This is a genomic window from Ancylobacter mangrovi (genome assembly GCF_024752355.1).
Classification (GTDB): domain Bacteria; phylum Pseudomonadota; class Alphaproteobacteria; order Rhizobiales; family Xanthobacteraceae; genus Ancylobacter; species Ancylobacter mangrovi.
In genome coordinates, this window is sequence record NZ_JANTHZ010000005.1 from 156,833 (window position 1) to 173,893 (window position 17,061).

Below are 17,061 nucleotides of genomic sequence, written 5' to 3' on the forward strand. Positions count from 1 at the left end.
CATGGCGCAGATCGTCGATACCGCGCCCGCCTCGGCGCAGGCTTCCGAATCCGTTCTGGCCCACGCGCTGAAGGACGCCTTCATCACCGGGCTCGTCGCCCTCGGGCTGCTCGGGCCGCTGATCGGCTTCGAGACCGTCATCATCGACGGCGCATTGGGCCTGAACTACCGCCCGCTGGTGCTGGCGGTCATGGTCGGCATTATCTTCGTCGGCCGGCTGATCCTCAACCTGACGGTCTGGTCGCCCAACCGGCAGCCGAAGATCCGCACCGGCCCGACTGTGTTCGACCGCGCCGGCGCCATTATCGGGCCGGTGGTGAAGCCCGCCCTGCTCGCCTTCGCGATCTGCTTCCCGGCCATCGCCGTCTTCTGGAGCGGCGGGCTCAACCCGAGCCGCTACTTGGTCGACCTCGGCATCCTCATCCTCACCTACGTCATGCTGGGCTGGGGCCTCAACATCGTGGTCGGGCTCGCCGGGCTTCTCGACCTCGGCTACGTCGCCTTCTACGCGGTCGGCGCCTACACCTACGCGCTGCTGGCGACCTCGCAGCCGATCCACGACTTCTTCGCCGCGCTGGTCGGCGAGGATTTCTGGTCGAACTGGGCGTTCTGGTTCTGCCTGCCCATGGCCGGCCTGTTCTCCGGCCTGTGGGGCATGATCCTCGGCTTCCCGGTGCTGCGCCTGCGCGGTGACTATCTCGCCATCGTCACGCTGGCCTTCGGCGAGATCATCCGCCTGGTGCTGATCAACTGGGTGGACTTCACCGGCGGCGGCGCCGGCATCGCCTCGATCCCGCGCGTCACCTTCTTCGGCGTCCCGTTCGAGCGTGGCGAGGACGGCTTCGCGGCGCTGTTCGGGCTCTCCTACAGCCCGATGCACCGGCTGATCTTCCTTTACTTCGTCATCCTCGGCCTCGCCCTGCTGACCGCCTTCGCCACCGTGCGGCTGCGCCGGCTGCCGGTCGGCCGGGCCTGGGAAGCGCTGCGCGAGGACGAGATCGCCTGCCGCTCGCTCGGCATCAACACCACCAACACCAAGCTGTCCGCCTTCGCCACCGGCGCCATGTTCGGCGGCTTCGCCGGCTGCTTCTTCGCGGTGCGCGCCGGCTTCGTCAGCCCGGAAAGCTTCACCTTCGACATCTCGGCCATGATCCTCGCCATCGTCGTGCTGGGCGGCATGGGCTCGCAGATCGGCGTCGCGGTGGCGGCGGCGGTGATGATGGGCGGCATGGAGATGCTGCGCAATCTGGACTTCCTGAAGGAATTCTTCGGCGACGCGTTCGACCCGACCCTCTACCGCATGCTGATCTTCGGCTTCGCCATGGTCGCGATCATGGTGTGGAAGCCGCGGGGCCTCGTCTCCACCCGCGATCCGACCATCTTCCTCAAGGAGAAGAAGTCCGTCTCGGGCGACCTCGTGAAGGAGGGCCACGGCTGATGGCGACCGCTCCCCACACTCCCCTCCCGCGCTGGGAGGAGGACCCCATCCTCGCCGTCGAGCACCTGTTCATGCGCTTCGGCGGGCTGATCGCGGTCAACGACCTCAGCTTCAAGGTCGGACGCGGCGACATCACCGCGCTGATCGGGCCGAACGGCGCGGGCAAGACCACGGTCTTCAACTGCATCACCGGCTTCTACAAGCCGAGCGAGGGCCGCCTCGTGCTGGCCCATGGCCGCGCGCCGACCGATGGCGAGCTCGCCAGCGTCACCCTCATCGGCGAGCGCGCGCTGGTGGGCGCGAGCTCGGGCGTCTACCTGCTGGAGCGCATGCCCGACCACCGCGTCTCGGGCGAGGCGAAGGTCGCGCGCACCTTCCAGAACATCCGCCTGTTCACCGGCATGACCGTGCTGGAGAACCTGATGGTGGCGCAGCACAACGCGCTGATGGCCGCCTCCGGCTACTCGCTCAAGGGCCTGTTCGGCCTGCCGAGCTGGAACACGGCGCAGTACGAGGCGACCGAGAACGCCAAGTACTGGCTCGACAAGGTCGGCCTCACCGACCGCGCCGACGACCCCGCCGGCGACCTGCCCTACGGCGCGCAGCGCCGGCTCGAGATCGCCCGCGCCATGTGCTCGGGGCCGATCCTTTTGTGCCTCGACGAACCCGCCGCGGGCCTCAATCCGCGCGAGAGCCTCGAGCTCAACGAGCTGCTGCGCTCGATCCGTGCCGAGCACGGCACCTCGATCCTGCTGATCGAGCACGACATGAGCGTGGTGATGGAGATTTCCGACCACGTCATCGTGCTCGACTACGGCACCAAGATCTCCGACGGCACGCCCGACGCGGTGAAGAACGACCCGCGCGTCATCGCCGCCTATCTCGGCGTCGACGAGGACGCGGTCGAGGAGGTCGAGGCCGAGATCGAGGCGGAAGTGGCCGGCAGCACCACAGAGGCGACATCGTGAGCGCAAGCGATACACTGGCTCCCGACCCCGCGGCAGCCTCCCAGCCCGCCGGCTCGGGGGCCGTGCCGATGCTCTCGGTGCGGGGCGTGAAGACCTTCTACGGGAACATCATGGCGCTGAAGGGCGTCGACGTGGACGTCTACCAGGGCGAGATCGTCACCCTGATCGGCTCCAACGGCGCCGGCAAGTCGACGCTGATGATGACCATCTTCGGCCAGCCGAGGGCGCGCGAGGGCGCGGTGATTTATGAGGGGCGCGACATCACCAAGGTGCCGACCCACGAGATCGCCCAGCTTCGGATCGCCCAGTCGCCCGAGGGCCGGCGCATCTTCCCGCGCATGACCGTGTTCGAGAACCTGCAGATGGGCGCGGCGGTCGACGGCTTCGCCCATTTCGACGACGACCTGCGCAAGGTGTTCGACCTGTTCCCCCGGCTCAAGGAGCGCATCAACCAGCGCGGCGGCACGCTGTCGGGCGGCGAGCAGCAGATGCTCGCCATCGGCCGCGCGCTGATGAGCCGCCCGCGCCTTCTGATGCTCGACGAGCCCTCGCTCGGCCTCGCCCCGCTGATCGTGAAGCTGATCTTCGACGCGATCCGCGAGCTCAACCGCTCCGAGGGGCTCACCGTGTTCCTCGTCGAGCAGAACGCGTTCCACGCGCTCAAGCTCGCCCATCGCGGCTACGTGCTGGTGAACGGCGCCGTCACGCTCTCGGGCAGCGGCCACGAATTGCTGGAGCGCCCGGAAGTCCGGGCGGCCTACCTGGAAGGCGGGAAGCACTGATGTCCGATCGCGCCGGCACCCTCATCTCCCAGGGCGCCCCGACCAGCCTCGCGGTCGTGGTGCCGATCGTCATCATCGTCGCGCTCGTGCTGGCCTGGGTCTTCGCGCCCACGCTGGTGGCCGGGGTCTCGCGCGGCGAGTTCGCGCTGGTCACCGCCTTCCTCGGCGGGGGCGCGGCCTGGCTGTCGGGACGCTCCATGGCCCACACCTGGCGCAGCTACCGGCAGGCGGTGCTCTACGCGCTGCTGCTGGCCTGCGTGGTGCGTTTCTTCCACTACGCGCTGTTCCAGGGCACGTTGCTGTCGCTCCACTATTTCATCGTCGACGCCGCCTTCGTCATCTCGGTCACCACGCTCGGCTTCCGCGCCGAGCGCGCGAACCAGATGGCCACGCGCTATGGTTGGATTTACCGTCGGTCAGGACCGTTCGGCTGGACCGAGGACGCCAGCCGCGCGAGCGCCGGGAACTCGGCGTGAACGACCTTCGCCATGTTTCGCTTCGTAATCGACACGGGCATGGAAAAGGGCATGATATCGGCTCGGGGGGAGAGCCACCGCGCCGTAGAGGCCGTGAAAACACCACCCTTGGATAACCAGGAGAGAAGTTCATGAAGAAGCTTCTGTTTGCCGGCATCGCGCTTGGCGCCATGGCGGCGTTGGCCGTACCGGCCTCGGCGCAGGTCAAGGTCGGCGTCGCCGGCCCCATCACGGGGGCGAACGCAACCTTTGGTGCGCAGCTCAAGAACGGCGCCGAGCAGTGGGCGGCAGACGTCAATGCCGGCGGCGGCCTGCTCGGCAAGAAGGTCGAGATCGTCATCGGCGACGACGCCTCCAAGCCCGAGCAGGGCATTTCGGTGGCCAACAAGTTTATTGCCGACGGCGTCAAGTTCGTGCTCGGCCACTTCAACTCGGGCGTGTCGATCCCGGCCTCCGAGCAGTATGACGAAGCCGGCGTGCTGATGATCTCCCCGGCCTCGACCAACCCGACCCTGACCGAGCGCGGCCTCGCCGAGGTGTTCCGCACCTGCGGTCGCGACGACCAGCAGGGCGCCATCGCGGCCGAGTACATCCTGAAGAACCTGAAGGACAAGAAGGTCGCGATCGTCCACGACAAGACCCCGTACGGCAAGGGCCTCGCCGACGAGACCAAGAAGGCGATGAACGCCGGCGGCGTCGAGGAAGTCGTCTATGAGGGCATCAACCCGGGCGAGAAGGACTATTCGGCCCTCGTCTCGAAGCTGAAGGCCGCGGGCGTCCAGGTCCTCTACTATGGCGGCCTGCACACGGAAGCCGGCCTGCTGGTGCGCCAGATGCGCGACCAGGGCATGGACACCGTGCTGTTCTCGGGTGACGGCATCACCGACAAGGAGTTCTGGACCATCGCCGGTCCGGGCGCCGCCGGCACGCTCATGACCTTCGGCTCGGATCCGCGCAAGATCCCCTCGGCCGCCAAGGTTGTGGACGAGTTCAAGAAGAACGGCATCGATCCGGAAGGTTACGTGCTCTACACCTACGCCGCCGGCCAGGTGCTGCAGCAGTCGGCCGACGCGACCAAGTCGCTCGATCCCGAGAAGATCGCCGAGTACATGCACTCGGGCAAGGAGTTCGACACCGTTCTGGGCAAGCTCTCCTTCGACAAGAAGGGTGACCGCACCAGCGGCGACTACGTCGTCTACGTCTGGAAGGACGGCGGCTACTCGGAGCTCTGAGCGCGCGCGCCGACCGGGCGCCAGCGTCTGAACGAGGAAACCCGCCGGAGCGATCCGGCGGGTTTTCTTATGGGTGACTTGTCGGGCGATTTGCGGAAACCTGCCGCGCCGTGCCGCAGGATTCCGAAATGCCGATGCCTCCCGATATCCGCCTCGCCACTGCCCGTCCCGACGATGCCGAGGCCATCCTCGCGGTGCACCGCGCCGCCATAAGGGGCACGGCGGCGGATTTCTATCCGCCCGAGATCATCGAGGCCTGGGCTCCGCTCCCGATCCGGCACGCGCATGTGGAGGCCCTCGCCCTGCGCATCGAGAACGGGATCGAGGAAGCGGTCGTGGCGCGGGCGCGCGGGGTGGGGATCGTCGGCTTCGGCTCGTTCGTCCCGGACCGGCGCGAATTGCGCGCGGTCTATGTGCACCCCGACTATGGCCGCAAGGGCATCGGCGCCGCCATGCTCGCGGCGCTGGAGCGCCGAGCCCGCAGATACGGCCTTCGCGAGCTGGTGATGGATGCGAGCCTCAATGCGGAGGCGTTCTACCGCAGCCACGGCTTCGCGGTCGAGCGGACCGGCGAGCACGTGCTGGGCGGCGGGTTGCGCATGGCGTGCATCCGCATGCGCAAGCCGCTCGGCGGGCACTGACGGCCGTGCCGACGCGGGTCTCAGCCGAAATTGGCCAGCCCCGGGAAGGTCTCCAGCATCCAGTAGCTCAGCGTCGACATCCATCCCGACAGGAAGCCGATGCCGGTGAGCACCAGCAGCGCGCCCATCACCTTCTCGACCACCGGCAGGTAGCGGCGCGCATGGCCGAGCATGCCGAGCGCCGGCCGCGCCATCGCGGCGACGAGGATGAACGGCACGCCGAGCCCGGCCGAGTAGATCGCCAGCAATCCGGCGCCGTGGGTCAATGTCTGCTCGCTCGCGGCGACCGCGAGGATCGCGGCCAGCACCGGGCCGATGCAGGGGGTCCAGCCGAAGGCGAAGGCGAGGCCCATCACATAGGCGCCGGCGAGCGTGGTGGGCGCGTCGACATGCACCCGCTTGGTCTGCGTCAGCCAGCCGAACCGCAACACGCCGAGGAAGTGCAGCCCCATCGCCAGGATGGCGACGCCTGCCACGATCGCCAGTTCCTGCGAATACAGCCGCAGATAGCCCCCGATCACCGAGGCGCCCGCGCCCAGCGCGACGAAGACGGTGGAGAAGCCGGCCACGAACAGCAGCGCCGCGCCGAGCGTGCGCCGCGCGGCGGCATCGGTCGGGGCCTTGTGCGTGATCTGGTCGAGGCTGGTGCCGGCGAGATAGCACAGATAGGGCGGGACCAGCGGCAGGACGCAGGGAGAGGCGAAGCTGGCGATTCCGGCCACGAAGGCGGCCGGGAGCGTGACGTCGGCCATGAAACTGGACAACCTTGCATCGTTCCGAGAGCTTCCCAATGCACGCCCGCCGGAGGTTATGCAATGCGGCGGGTTGGAGCACGGGCCGCGGGACTTGAACCCGGACCGCGCCCGGCACAAGCTGCAAGCCGTTGAATCGGCGCCCTTTCCAGGCGTCGGGGCCGGCGGGCCGGATCGCGGGGAAGCGCGCCTCTCGCCATGATGTGATGCCGGGATACGGAGATTTCCATGCGCAACCTGATCACCGACGTCGCCGGCCTGAAGGTGGGCAACGCCACCGACCTCGCCCTCGCCTCCGGCGTGACGGCGATCGTGTTCGACGAGCCGACCGTCGCCTCGGTGGACGTGCGCGGCGGCGGTCCCGGCACCCGCGAGACCGACCTGCTCGCGCCCGACGAGACCGTGGGCGCCATCCACGCGCTGTGCCTCTCGGGCGGCTCAGCCTTCGGGCTCGATTCCGCCGCGGGCGTGATGGCGGCGCTGGCCGAGCGCGGCATCGGCTTTCCGGTCGGCGATGCGCGGGTGCCGATCGTGCCCGGCGCGGTGCTGTTCGACCTGATCAATGGCGGCGACAAGGAGTGGGGCCGCTTCCCGCCCTATCGCGAGCTCGGCTACGCCGCTGCCAACGCGGCCGCGATCGATTTCGCGCTCGGCACGGCCGGCGCGGGCACCGGCGCGACGACGGCGACGCTCAAGGGCGGGCTCGGCTCGGCCTCCATGGTCGCGGCCTCCGGCCACGTGGTCGGCGCGCTGGTGGCGGTGAACGCGTGCGGCGCCACGAATGTCGGCGAGGGCCCGCATTTCTGGGCCGCGCCGTTCGAGCGGGAGGCCGAGTTCGGCGGCCTCGGCCTGCCGAGCCCCCTGCCCGACCTGCCCTCGCGCCCGGCGCTGAAGGGCCTGCCCCCGGAGGTCGAGCCGGCCATCGCCAACACCACCATCGCGGTGGTGGCGACCGATGCCGTGCTGACCAAGGCCCAGTGCAAGCGCCTCGCCGTCATGGCCCATGACGGCTATGCCCGCGCCATCTGGCCGGTCCACACCCCGCTCGACGGCGACACCATCTTCGCGGCGGCGACCGGCAAGCACGCGCTGGCCGATCCGGTGTTCGACCTCGCGCTCATCGGCTCGGCGGTGGTGGCGACGCTCGCCCGCGCCTGCGCCCGCGCCGTCTACGAGGCGACCGCCCTGCCGCAGCCCGGCACCCTGCCGAGCTGGCGCGCGCGCTGGGACGGCTGAAGGGCCCGCTTATTGCGGGGAACGCAACAGAAGTGACCTTTCGTCATAGAAGTGTCGTTTCCGCAGCCCTGCTTGTCGCATCGGTCCAATCTGCATAGCAGCCATGCGCCCGACACTTCCCTCAATCAGAGGGGAGCGCATGAGCCAGAACCGGCCACGCATCAGGGTTCGCGGCCTGACCAAGATCTTCGGCGACGACGCCGGGCCCGCGCTGTCGCTGCTGCAGGCCGGGCGCGACCGCAATGAGGTGCTCAAGGCCACCGGCGCGGTGGTCGGGCTGCAGGACGTCTCCTTCGACATCGCCGAGGGCGAGATCCTCGTCGTCATGGGCCTCTCGGGCTCGGGCAAGTCGACCTGCCTTCGCTGCATCAACCGGCTGATCGAGCCGACCGCCGGCCAGGTGATGGTCGACGATGTCGACGTGACGACGCTGGGCGAGCGGGAGCTGCTGGCGTTCCGGCGCACCCGCTTCGGCATGGTGTTCCAGCAATTCGCGCTGTTCCCCCATCGCACCATCCAGCGCAACGTCGAATACGGGCTCGAGGTGCAGGGCGTGCCGGTCGCGCAGCGGCGCGAGCGCGCCCTCGCCGCCATCGAGACGGTCGGGCTCGCGGGATGGGACCAGCATTATCCCGCCCAGCTCTCCGGCGGCATGCAGCAGCGCGCCGGGCTCGCCCGCGCCCTCGCCCTCGACCCCGACATCCTGCTGATGGACGAGGCCTTCAGCGCCCTCGACCCGCTGATCCGGCGCGATATGCAGCAGGAGCTTGTAGCGCTGCAGCGCCGGCTGAAGAAGACCATCGTCTTCGTCAGCCACGACCTCGATGAGGCGATCGCGCTGGGCGGGCGCATCGTGCTGATGAAGGACGGGCGCGTGGTCCAGGAGGGCACCGCCGCCGATTTCCTCGCCGCCCCGGCGGACGAGTATGTGCGCCGCTTCGTCGAACATATCGACGTGCTCGGCGTGGTGACGGCGGGCGACGCGATGCGCGCCCCGGCGGCGGTGAAGCCCTGGTTCAGCACCGCCGCGGCGGCGCTCGCCAGCCTCACCCAGTCGGGCGAGCCGGTCGTCACCGTGGTCTGCCAGGAGGGCCGCTTCCAGGGCACGGTCGACGCCGAGACCCTGAAGGGCGCGGGCGAGACCGAGCTGCGCTTCCTGCTCAGCGACAAGGACGCCTGCGTGCCCGAGGGCGCGACGCTCAACGACGCGGTCTCGAAGCTCGCCTCCGGCCGCGGCGAGATCGCCGTGGTCGGCAGCGGCCGCGAACTGAAGGGCGTCATCGCCAATGCCGACCTCGTCGCCGCGCTGGCGCGCCGGCGGCAGGAAGCCGGCCCGCAGACGGCGCATTGAGGGGACCGGCCATGGCGTTCGAGATTCCGCAGATCCCCCTCGCCGAATGGTGCGACATCGCGCTCGACTGGGCGACCGACCATTTCTCCGGCGTCACCCGGGCGATGAGCGCGGTGGTCGGCACCGGCATCGAGGCGACCACCGATTTCCTGGTCGGCCTACCGCCCTGGCTCGTGATCGCCGCCTTCGGCCTGATCGTGTGGCGGCTGACCACGGTGCGGATCGCGCTGTGGTCGGTGCTCGGCTTCCTGTTCCTGTGGAACGTGGAGCTGTGGCGCGCGACCCTGCAATCTCTGGTGCTGGTGCTGGTCTCGACCCTGTTCGCGCTGGCGATCGGCATCCCGATCGGCATCAGCGCCGCGCTCAGCAAGCGCTTCTGGCGCGTCGCCTCGCCGGCGCTCGACATGATGCAGACCATGCCGAGCTTCGTCTATCTGATCCCGGCGATCCCGTTCTTCGGCCTCGGCGCGGTGTCGGCGAGCTTCGCCACCATCGTCTTCGCCATGCCGCCGACGATCCGGCTCACCGCGCTCGGCATCCTGCAGACGCCGCCCATGCTGGTGGAAGCGGCCGACGCGTTCGGATCCACCAAATGGCAGAAGCTGTTCAAGATCCAGCTTCCGCTCGCCATCCCGACCATCATGGCCGGCATCAACCAGACCATCATGCTGGCGCTCTCCATGGTGGTGATCGCCGCCATGATCGGCGCCGGCGGGCTCGGCGGCGAGGTGTGGAAGGCGATCCAGCGGCTGGAGGCGGGCATGGGCTTCCAGGCCGGCATCGCCATCGTCGTGCTCGCCGTCATCCTAGACCGCATCACCCAGCACATCGCCCGGCGCCTGCGCACCGACACGGAGCACGGCTGAACCGCGTGGCCTGAACGAACCGGCACAGAAAGGGCGTCAGCAGCCCTGCCCCGAACCTCTGAGAGTGGAGCCAACCAACATGTCCATCCTAGGAAAACTCGCCCGCACCGCCGCAGCGGCGGCCACCGTCTTCGGCCTAGCCTCGGGCGCGGCCCATGCGGAGAAGAAGGATCTGACCATCGCCTATGTCGAATGGTCGGATGCGGTGGTGGCGACCAACATCGTCAAGGCCGCTCTCGAGGACAAGGGCTACACGGTGAAGATCGTCCCGCTCTCGGGCGCCGCCATGTGGCAGGCCGTCGCCTCGGGCGAGGCGGACGGCATGGTCGCCGCCTGGCTGCCGGCGACCCACGCCGCCTACTACAAGAAGCTGAAGGACAAGGTGGTCAATCTCGGCCCGAACGTGACCGGCGCCAAGATCGGCTGGGCCGTGCCGACCTATGTCGACATCGACTCGATCGAGGACATCAAGGGCAAGGCCGACATGTTCGGCGGCAAGATCATCGGCATCGACCCCGGCGCCGGCCTGATGAAGGCCTCGGAGACGGCGATCAAGGATTACGACCTGCCGGTGACGCTGGTCGAGGGCTCGGACGCCACCATGGTCGCCGCCCTCAAGGACGCCTATTCCAAGAAGCAGCCCATCGTCGTGACGACCTGGACCCCGCACTGGATGTTCGCCACCTGGGACCTGAAGTACCTCAAGGACCCGAAGGGCGTGTTCGGCGGCGAGGAGACCGTCAACACCGTCGTCTCGACCGGTCTCAAGGACGAGGCGCCGGAGGCCTACAAGATCCTCGACAATTTCAACCTGTCGCTCGCCGACGAGCAGGCGGTGATGGTCGAGAACAACAAGCCCGGCACCGATCCGGCGGCCACCGCCCGCGCCTGGGTCGACGCCAACAAGGACAAGGTCGACGCCTGGTCCAAGTGACCTTGGTCTGAATGAGGCCCGCTCGACCGGCCCGCATGGGCCGGCATGAGACGAGAACGGCGGCCGGGACATCATCCCGGCCGCCGTTTCGTATCGCACGCTTCAGGCGCGACCGCCCCGGATCAGGGGCACGGCTCCCAGAAACCGGTCGTGCGCTGGGGGTTGGTGTAGAACCAGCAATAGTTGGGATGGGGCGGCGGGCCGGCGAGGCTCGCCGCGGCGACGCCCGTCAGGAACCCGAGCGCGGCGCCCGCGGCCACCGCTCCGCCCGGCGCCCAGTAGCGGCGCGGATTGACCACCACCACGCCGCCACCGCGCGGCACGGGGCCGTAATAGCGCCCGGCGCCGTAGTAATGGCCGGGATTGTAAAAGCCGGGCCCGCCCGCACCGACACAGCCGCGCGCCCCGCAGGCGCCGGCGCGCCAGGCATTCGCCTGCGGCATCGCCGCGAACAGGCTGACGGCAGCGACCACGGCGCCCGCCGCCAGATAACGTGCACTCTTCATACCGGGATCTCCCTCGTCGATCGTTTCGCTCGTGCCGCCGACCGCATCAGCGCGAATCGAAGCCTAGCCGCACATGGTTAACGGAGCATCCGGGTTCGCCGGGATCGGGGACAATATTGCGGGTGCCCTGCACGCATGCTACGGCCCGCCTCAGCCGGAGGCCTGCCCCATGAACATCCGTCCGCTCATCATCGCCCCCTCCATCCTCGCCAGCGACTTCGCCCGCTTCGGCGAGGAAGTGCGCGCGGTCGACGCGGCCGGCGCCGACTGGATCCACATCGACATCATGGACGGGCATTTCGTGCCCAACATCTCGTTCGGCCCGGACGTGGTGAAGGCGATCCGCCCGCTCACCGCCAAGCCGTTCGACGTGCACCTCATGATCGAGCCGGCCGATCCCTATCTCGAAGCCTTCGCCAAGGCCGGCGCCGACCACATCAGCGTCCATGTCGAGGCGGGGCCGCACCTGCACCGCTCGCTGCAGGCGATCCGCGCGCTGGGCAAGAAGGCGGGCGTCGCCATCAACCCGGCGACGCCTCCCGAGACCATCGAATACGTGCTCGACATCATCGACGTGATCATCGTGATGACGGTCAATCCCGGCTTCGGCGGCCAGGCCTTCCTCACCCCGGTGATGGACAAGGTGCGGCGCCTCGCCGCGATGGTCGGCGACCGGCCGATCGACATCGAGATCGACGGCGGCATCGCCCCCGACACGGCGGGCCTGTGCATGGCCGCCGGCGCCAACGCGCTGGTCGCCGGCTCGGCGGTCTTCAAGGGCGGCCCCGGCGCCTATGCGGCCAATATCCGCGCCATCCGCGACGCCGCCGCGCGCGAGCGCGGGGAGCTCGTCTGAACGGACGGCACGGACCGGCGCCGACGGCGGGATTTGTCGTGCCCCCGCCTATCTGCTAATGCGCGCCATCCATTGCCCGACTGCCGAAAGAGCCGCCCGTGATCCCGCGCTATACACGTCCCGAGATGGCTTCCATCTGGGAGCCGCAGACCCGCTTCCGCATCTGGTTCGAGATCGAGGCCCACGCCACCGACGCCCTCGCCGAGATCGGCGTCGTGCCGAAGGAGGCCGCGGCGAAGATCTGGGAGATGGGGAAGGACGCGACCTTCGACGTCGCCCGCATCGACGAGATCGAGGCGGTTACCAAGCACGACGTGATCGCCTTCCTCACCCATCTCGCCGAGATCGTCGGCCCGGAGGCGCGCTTCGTCCACCAGGGCATGACCTCCTCGGACGTGCTCGACACCTGCCTCAACGTGCAGCTCGTGCGCGCGGCGGACATCCTCATCAAGGATGTCGACCGCCTGCTCGCGGCGCTGGAGGCCCGCGCCTTCGAGCACAAGCTGACCCCGACGGTCGGCCGCTCGCACGGCATCCACGCCGAGCCGACCACCTTCGGGCTCAAGCTCGCCCAGGCCCATGCCGAGTTCCAGCGCAACCGCGCCCGCCTCGTCGCCGCCCGCCACGAGGTCGCGACCTGCGCCATTTCCGGCGCCGTGGGCACCTTCGCGCAGATCGACCCGCGGGTTGAGGAATATGTGGCGGAGAAGATGGGGCTCGCGGTCGAGCCGGTCTCGACCCAGGTCATCCCGCGCGACCGCCACGCCATGTTCTTCGCCACGCTCGGCGTCGTCGCCTCCTCGATGGAGCGCGTGGCGACCGAGATCCGCCACCTTCAGCGCACCGAGGTTCTCGAGGTCGAGGAGTTCTTCTCCGCCGGCCAGAAGGGCTCGTCGGCCATGCCGCACAAGCGCAACCCGGTGCTCACGGAGAACATCACCGGCCTCGCCCGCCTCGTGCGCGGCATGGTGACGCCGGCGCTGGAGAACGTCGCCCTCTGGCACGAGCGCGACATCTCGCACTCCTCGGTGGAGCGCATGATCGGGCCGGACGGCACCGTCACGCTCGACTTCGCGCTGAACCGCCTCGCCGGCGTCGTCGAGAAGCTCGTCGTCTACCCGGAGAACATGCAGAAGAACCTCGACCGGCTCGGCGGGCTGGTGCACTCGCAGCGCGTGCTGCTGGCGCTGACCCAGAAGGGTGCCTCGCGGGAGGACGCCTACCGCCTCGTGCAGCGCAACGCGATGCCGGTGTGGCGGGGCGAAGGCGAGTTCCAGACCCTTCTCACCAACGACCCCGAGGTCCGCCAGTATCTCTCGGCCGAGGAGATCGTCGAGAAATTCGATCTCGGCTACCACCTCAAACACGTCGACACGATCTTCAGGCGCGTCTTCGGACGCGCCTGAGAAGGGCGCGCCCGCTCAGTGGCGCGCCGAGCCCGGCCGGTAGACCGGCGGGCGGCCGCCACCGCCGGGAGGTCCGCCGCGGGGGCCGTAGGCCGAGCGCGGCGGCGGGCGGTAGCCGGGCGGCCGCGGCCCGTAACTCGGCGACCTCGGCCCCGCATATGGCGGACGCGGACCCACGCCCGGACGGTAGCCGGGCTTTGAGCGATAGCCCGGCGGCGGGCGGTAGGCCGGCCGATTGCCCGGAGGCGGCCGGTAGCCCGGGGGCGGACGGTAGCCCGGAGGGGGCTTGGCACCCGGGGGCGGATTGGGACCCCAATAATTGCGGCCGTAATAGCGCGGCGGGCCCCAGTAGCCGCCCCAGGGCGCCCAGGTGGCCCCGCCCCAGCCCCAACCCCAGCTGGGGCCGTAGCCATAGCCGAAGCCGATATAGTCGTCGTCATAGTCGTCGTAGTAGTCCGGCCGCACGATGATGCGCGCGCCCGAGCCGCCGAAGGCGAGATAGCGCGAACTCGCATAGCCGCCGCCGACGCGGCACCAGCCGCCGCTGCACGAGCCGGCATCCACCTGCTGGCCCGCCTGCAGCACCCCGACCACCCGGTAGCGGGTGCCGGGGCCGCTTCGCACGTTGAGATCGGCCGTGGCGACGGCGGGACGTGCCGCCGCGGCCGCGCTGCCGGCCAAGAGAAGGCCAAGCGCCAGAAACAGCGGTCTGGGCGAAAGGCAGCCGGGAAGGAACATCGTACTCTCCTCACCACCCCGGGGGCCGAGCCCCGGCGGGCTGCCACGAAAGGCAGCCCCGGCGTTCATGTGAGATAGCAACATGCAAGCCGGCAATCGGTTGCACCACCTATCCCGCCGGCCGATCCGGTCACGTGATCGTCAATACCACCGCGAGGAGGCGCGCCAGACCACCGGACGGCCGCGATAGCCCGGCCCTTCCTGGTAGGGCCCCTGCCAGTGAGGGCCGATGCCGGAATAGTAGCTGGGCCGCTGCGGCAGGCGCCCGCCACCGCGCCGCGACCAGTAGGTGTCGCCGTTGCGGTCGCCGAAGCGCGCGGTGTAGGCGGGATAGCCGGGGTGCATGTTCCAGTAGGTCGGCCGCCCGCCCCAGTAGCTCGGCCGCGCGCCCCAGTAGGTCGGGCGGTTGGCGCCGTAGAGGCCCGGGCCCCAGTAGCCCGGCCCCCAGCTCGCCCGCCAGCGGTAGTTGAAGCCGTAGCCATAGCCGTAAGTGGGCGCGCCGCCGCCCCAGCCGTCGAAGCCGCTGGCCAGCGTGTCGACGGCCGCCGCCACGCCCACCACCGGCGCCGCGAGCGCCGCCAGCACCGGCGAGCCGACATAGCTGGGATAGGTGCCGCCGGGATAATACTGCCCGGGATAGCTCTCGGGCGGATAGCCCTCGGCGGGATAGCCCTGCGCCACATAAGTCGGGGTCGTATCGGCATAGCCCGTGGTGGCGCCGTAGCTCGGCCCGGCATAGGCGGCGCTGGAATAGCTGCCCGAACCGGCCTGCGCGGGCCGCACGGTGACGCGCGTCGGCGCCGCGCCGGAGGTCGAGAGATGCCGCGCGCTGACATAGCCGTACTGGGTCGCGCACCAGCCGGTGCCACAGGAGCGCACCTCCACCGGGCTGCCGGCCGGCAGGGTGGAGATGACGTCGTAGCTGGTGCCGGGGCCGGTGCGCACATTCACGCCGGCGAGCGTGGTGGCGGTGTAGCCGACCGGCGTCGCCGTCGTGCTGCCGCCCGCCATCTGCGAGGTCGAGGTGCCGGCGGGCGAGACGCCCGGCGCGTAGGCCCGCCCGACGGGCACCGCGGCCGGCGCCGCAGCCGATGGCACCCCGGCCGGCGGCTGCAAGGCGCTTCCGGTGAATGCCCCCGCGCCTACCTGCCCGAGATAGCGCGCGCTGACATAGCCGTACTGGGTCCGGCACCAGCTATCCGAGCAGCCGGCGACATTCACCGGCGTCCCCGCCGGCAGCGTGCCGAGCACGTTGGTGCCGGTGCCCGGACCCGAACGCACATTGACGGTGGCGGTCGTCGCCGCCGTCGCCATGGCCGTCGTCCCGTCGGCCGGGTTCGCGTAGCCAGCCGTCCCGTAGGCTCGCCCGGTCTGCGGCGCGACGTTCGGCGTCAGGCCGTAGATCTGGGTGGTCTCCTGCCCGGAGCCGGGAAGACGGGGTTGCGCCTGCGCCGGCAGGACCTGCTGCACCGCCCCGCGCGAGAGCAGGTAGATGCTGACATAGCCGCCGTCGACCTGGCACCACTCATTGTCGCAGCCCGAGACTTCCACCGATGTCGCGTCCGGCAGCGTCTTGACGATGTCGTACTGGGTGCCGGGGCCGCTGCGCACATTGGCCGTGCCGATGGTGGTGCGCGTACCCTTCATGCTGGTGTCGGCGCCCGCATGCACCGCGCCGGGCGCGGTGGCGATCTGCGCCGCCATCGCTGCGGTCGAGCCCACATCGGCCATGCCGGCCGGCGCATAGGCCGGCACCGTGCCCGGCGCCGCCATGCCGGGGGCGGCATAGGCCGGCGCGCCCGCATAGGTGGGCGCTACGTAGCTCGCGGCGGGAGGCGCCATCATCGTCCGGGCCTGCGACAGGCCGGGGCCCACCCCGCGAACGGTCTGGCCGAGATAGCGCGCGCTGACATAGCCGTACTGGGTGCGGCACCAGCTACCCGAACAGCCGGCAACGTTCACCGGCGTCCCCGCCGGCAGCGTGCCGAGCACGTTGGTGCCGGTGCCCGGACCCGAGCGCACATTGACGGTGGCGGTCGTCGCCGCCGTCGCCATGGCCGTCGTCCCGTAGGCCGGATTCGCGTAGCCAGCCGTCCCGTAGGCCCGCCCGGTCTGCGGCGCGACGTTCGGCGTCAGCCCGTAGATCTGGGTGGTCTCCTGCCCGGAGCCGGGAAGGCGCGGCTGCGCCTGCGCCGGCAGCACCTGCTGCACCGCGCCGCGCGAGAGCAGGTAGATGCTGACATAGCCGCCATCGACCTGGCACCACTCATTGTCACAGCCCGACACCTCGACCGAAGTCGCGTCCGGCAGCGTCTTGACGATGTCGTACTGGGTGCCGGGGCCGCTGCGCACATTGGCGGTGCCGATGGTGGTGCGCGTGCCCTTCATGCTGGTGTCGGCACCCGCATGCACCGCGCCGGGCGCGGTCGCGATCTGCGCCGCCATTGCCGCGGTCGAGCCCACATCGGCCATACCGGCCGGCGCATAGGCCGGCACCGTGCCCGGCCCCGCCATTCCCGGGGCGCCATAGGCCGGCGCACCCGCATAGCCAGCCGCCGGCGCGCTCTGCTGCAGCAGCCCGGCGCTGATATAGCCGTACTGGGTACGGCACCAGTCATTGGCACAGGAGACGACGTCCACCGGCGCGCCGGCCGGCAGGGTGCCGAGCATGCCATAGGCGGTGCCCGGCCCGCCCCTCACATTCGAGGTCGCGCGCGTCGTCGCCGGCCAGGCATCGGCGGACGGCATGCCCGCCACCAATGTGCCGGCTACCGCCAGGCCATACGCCACAGGCCCGGACGCAAGCGCGAAGGGTGTCGTGAACCGCATCGGTTCCTCCTGACGCCGTCGCCGCCACGTCGCGGCAACGGCCCACCTTC

Annotated in this window: 16 protein-coding genes; 12 read left to right on the forward strand and 4 right to left on the reverse strand. The window is 69.8% G+C overall.

Annotated features, from left to right (window positions below):
* Position 1: 1 nt before the first annotated feature.
* From livM to NVS89_RS13020, 6 genes are all read left to right on the forward strand, one after another.
* Positions 2-1,438, forward strand: coding sequence for a high-affinity branched-chain amino acid ABC transporter permease LivM (livM, locus tag NVS89_RS12995; RefSeq protein ID WP_258733180.1), 1,437 nt, complete (start codon positions 2-4; stop codon positions 1,436-1,438).
* Positions 1,438-2,406 (forward strand): ABC transporter ATP-binding protein, encoded by a 969-nt coding sequence (locus NVS89_RS13000; protein ID WP_258733181.1) that lies wholly within the window; start codon positions 1,438-1,440, stop codon positions 2,404-2,406. Before livM ends, NVS89_RS13000 begins: the two co-directional genes overlap by 1 nt.
* Before the next feature lie 68 nt (positions 2,407-2,474).
* On the forward strand, positions 2,475-3,188 hold the full coding sequence (locus tag NVS89_RS13005) for an ABC transporter ATP-binding protein (protein ID WP_258733305.1): 714 nt from the start codon (positions 2,475-2,477) through the stop codon (positions 3,186-3,188).
* A gap of 113 nt (positions 3,189-3,301) precedes the next feature.
* The gene (locus tag NVS89_RS13010; RefSeq protein WP_258733306.1) at positions 3,302-3,664 is read left to right on the forward strand and encodes a DUF6867 family protein; all 363 of its coding nucleotides are present in this window, start codon (positions 3,302-3,304) and stop codon (positions 3,662-3,664) included.
* A 131-nt stretch (positions 3,665-3,795) separates the two neighbouring features.
* Positions 3,796-4,896 (forward strand): branched-chain amino acid ABC transporter substrate-binding protein, encoded by a 1,101-nt coding sequence (locus NVS89_RS13015; RefSeq protein WP_258733182.1) that lies wholly within the window; start codon positions 3,796-3,798, stop codon positions 4,894-4,896.
* A gap of 128 nt (positions 4,897-5,024) precedes the next feature.
* Positions 5,025-5,537: a GNAT family N-acetyltransferase gene (locus NVS89_RS13020; RefSeq protein ID WP_258733183.1), complete on the forward strand. Its 513-nt coding sequence runs from the start codon at positions 5,025-5,027 to the stop codon at positions 5,535-5,537.
* A 20-nt stretch (positions 5,538-5,557) separates the two neighbouring features.
* Here NVS89_RS13020 and NVS89_RS13025 read toward each other — a convergent pair whose 3' ends face one another.
* Positions 5,558-6,289, reverse strand: a complete 732-nt coding sequence (locus NVS89_RS13025; RefSeq protein WP_258733307.1) for a cytochrome c biogenesis CcdA family protein — start codon at positions 6,287-6,289, stop codon at positions 5,558-5,560.
* A 228-nt stretch (positions 6,290-6,517) separates the two neighbouring features.
* Here NVS89_RS13025 and NVS89_RS13030 point away from each other — a divergent pair, with 228 nt between their 5' ends.
* From NVS89_RS13030 to NVS89_RS13045, 4 genes are all read left to right on the forward strand, one after another.
* A complete protein-coding gene (locus NVS89_RS13030; protein ID WP_258733184.1) occupies positions 6,518-7,525 on the forward strand; it encodes a P1 family peptidase in 1,008 nt (335 codons plus the stop codon).
* Positions 7,526-7,664: 139 nt separating this feature from the next.
* Entirely contained in the window at positions 7,665-8,876 is a 1,212-nt protein-coding gene (locus tag NVS89_RS13035) for a quaternary amine ABC transporter ATP-binding protein (RefSeq protein WP_258733185.1), read from the forward strand.
* 11 nt (positions 8,877-8,887) lie between these two features.
* Positions 8,888-9,742, forward strand: coding sequence for an ABC transporter permease (locus tag NVS89_RS13040; protein ID WP_258733186.1), 855 nt, complete (start codon positions 8,888-8,890; stop codon positions 9,740-9,742).
* Between the two features lie 79 nt (positions 9,743-9,821).
* Positions 9,822-10,676 carry a glycine betaine ABC transporter substrate-binding protein gene (locus tag NVS89_RS13045; RefSeq protein ID WP_258733187.1) on the forward strand — a complete coding sequence of 285 codons (855 nt, stop codon included), beginning with the start codon at positions 9,822-9,824 and terminating at the stop codon, positions 10,674-10,676.
* 122 nt (positions 10,677-10,798) lie between these two features.
* Here NVS89_RS13045 and NVS89_RS13050 read toward each other — a convergent pair whose 3' ends face one another.
* A complete protein-coding gene (locus tag NVS89_RS13050; RefSeq protein WP_258733188.1) occupies positions 10,799-11,182 on the reverse strand; it encodes a hypothetical protein in 384 nt (127 codons plus the stop codon).
* A gap of 169 nt (positions 11,183-11,351) precedes the next feature.
* Between NVS89_RS13050 and rpe the strand changes: the two genes are divergently transcribed.
* Together rpe and purB are read left to right on the forward strand one after the other, a co-directional pair.
* Positions 11,352-12,038 (forward strand): ribulose-phosphate 3-epimerase, encoded by a 687-nt coding sequence (gene rpe, locus NVS89_RS13055; RefSeq protein WP_258733189.1) that lies wholly within the window; start codon positions 11,352-11,354, stop codon positions 12,036-12,038.
* Between the two features lie 98 nt (positions 12,039-12,136).
* Positions 12,137-13,444 carry an adenylosuccinate lyase gene (gene purB / locus NVS89_RS13060; protein ID WP_258733190.1) on the forward strand — a complete coding sequence of 436 codons (1,308 nt, stop codon included), beginning with the start codon at positions 12,137-12,139 and terminating at the stop codon, positions 13,442-13,444.
* Between the two features lie 15 nt (positions 13,445-13,459).
* On the opposite strand, the gene NVS89_RS22945 is transcribed toward purB, so the two are convergent.
* Positions 13,460-14,182 (reverse strand): SH3 domain-containing protein, encoded by a 723-nt coding sequence (locus NVS89_RS22945; RefSeq protein WP_309486548.1) that lies wholly within the window; start codon positions 14,180-14,182, stop codon positions 13,460-13,462.
* A gap of 141 nt (positions 14,183-14,323) precedes the next feature.
* Positions 14,324-16,930 (reverse strand): SH3 domain-containing protein, encoded by a 2,607-nt coding sequence (locus tag NVS89_RS13075; protein ID WP_258733191.1) that lies wholly within the window; start codon positions 16,928-16,930, stop codon positions 14,324-14,326.
* Between the last annotated feature and the right edge of the window lie 131 nt (positions 16,931-17,061).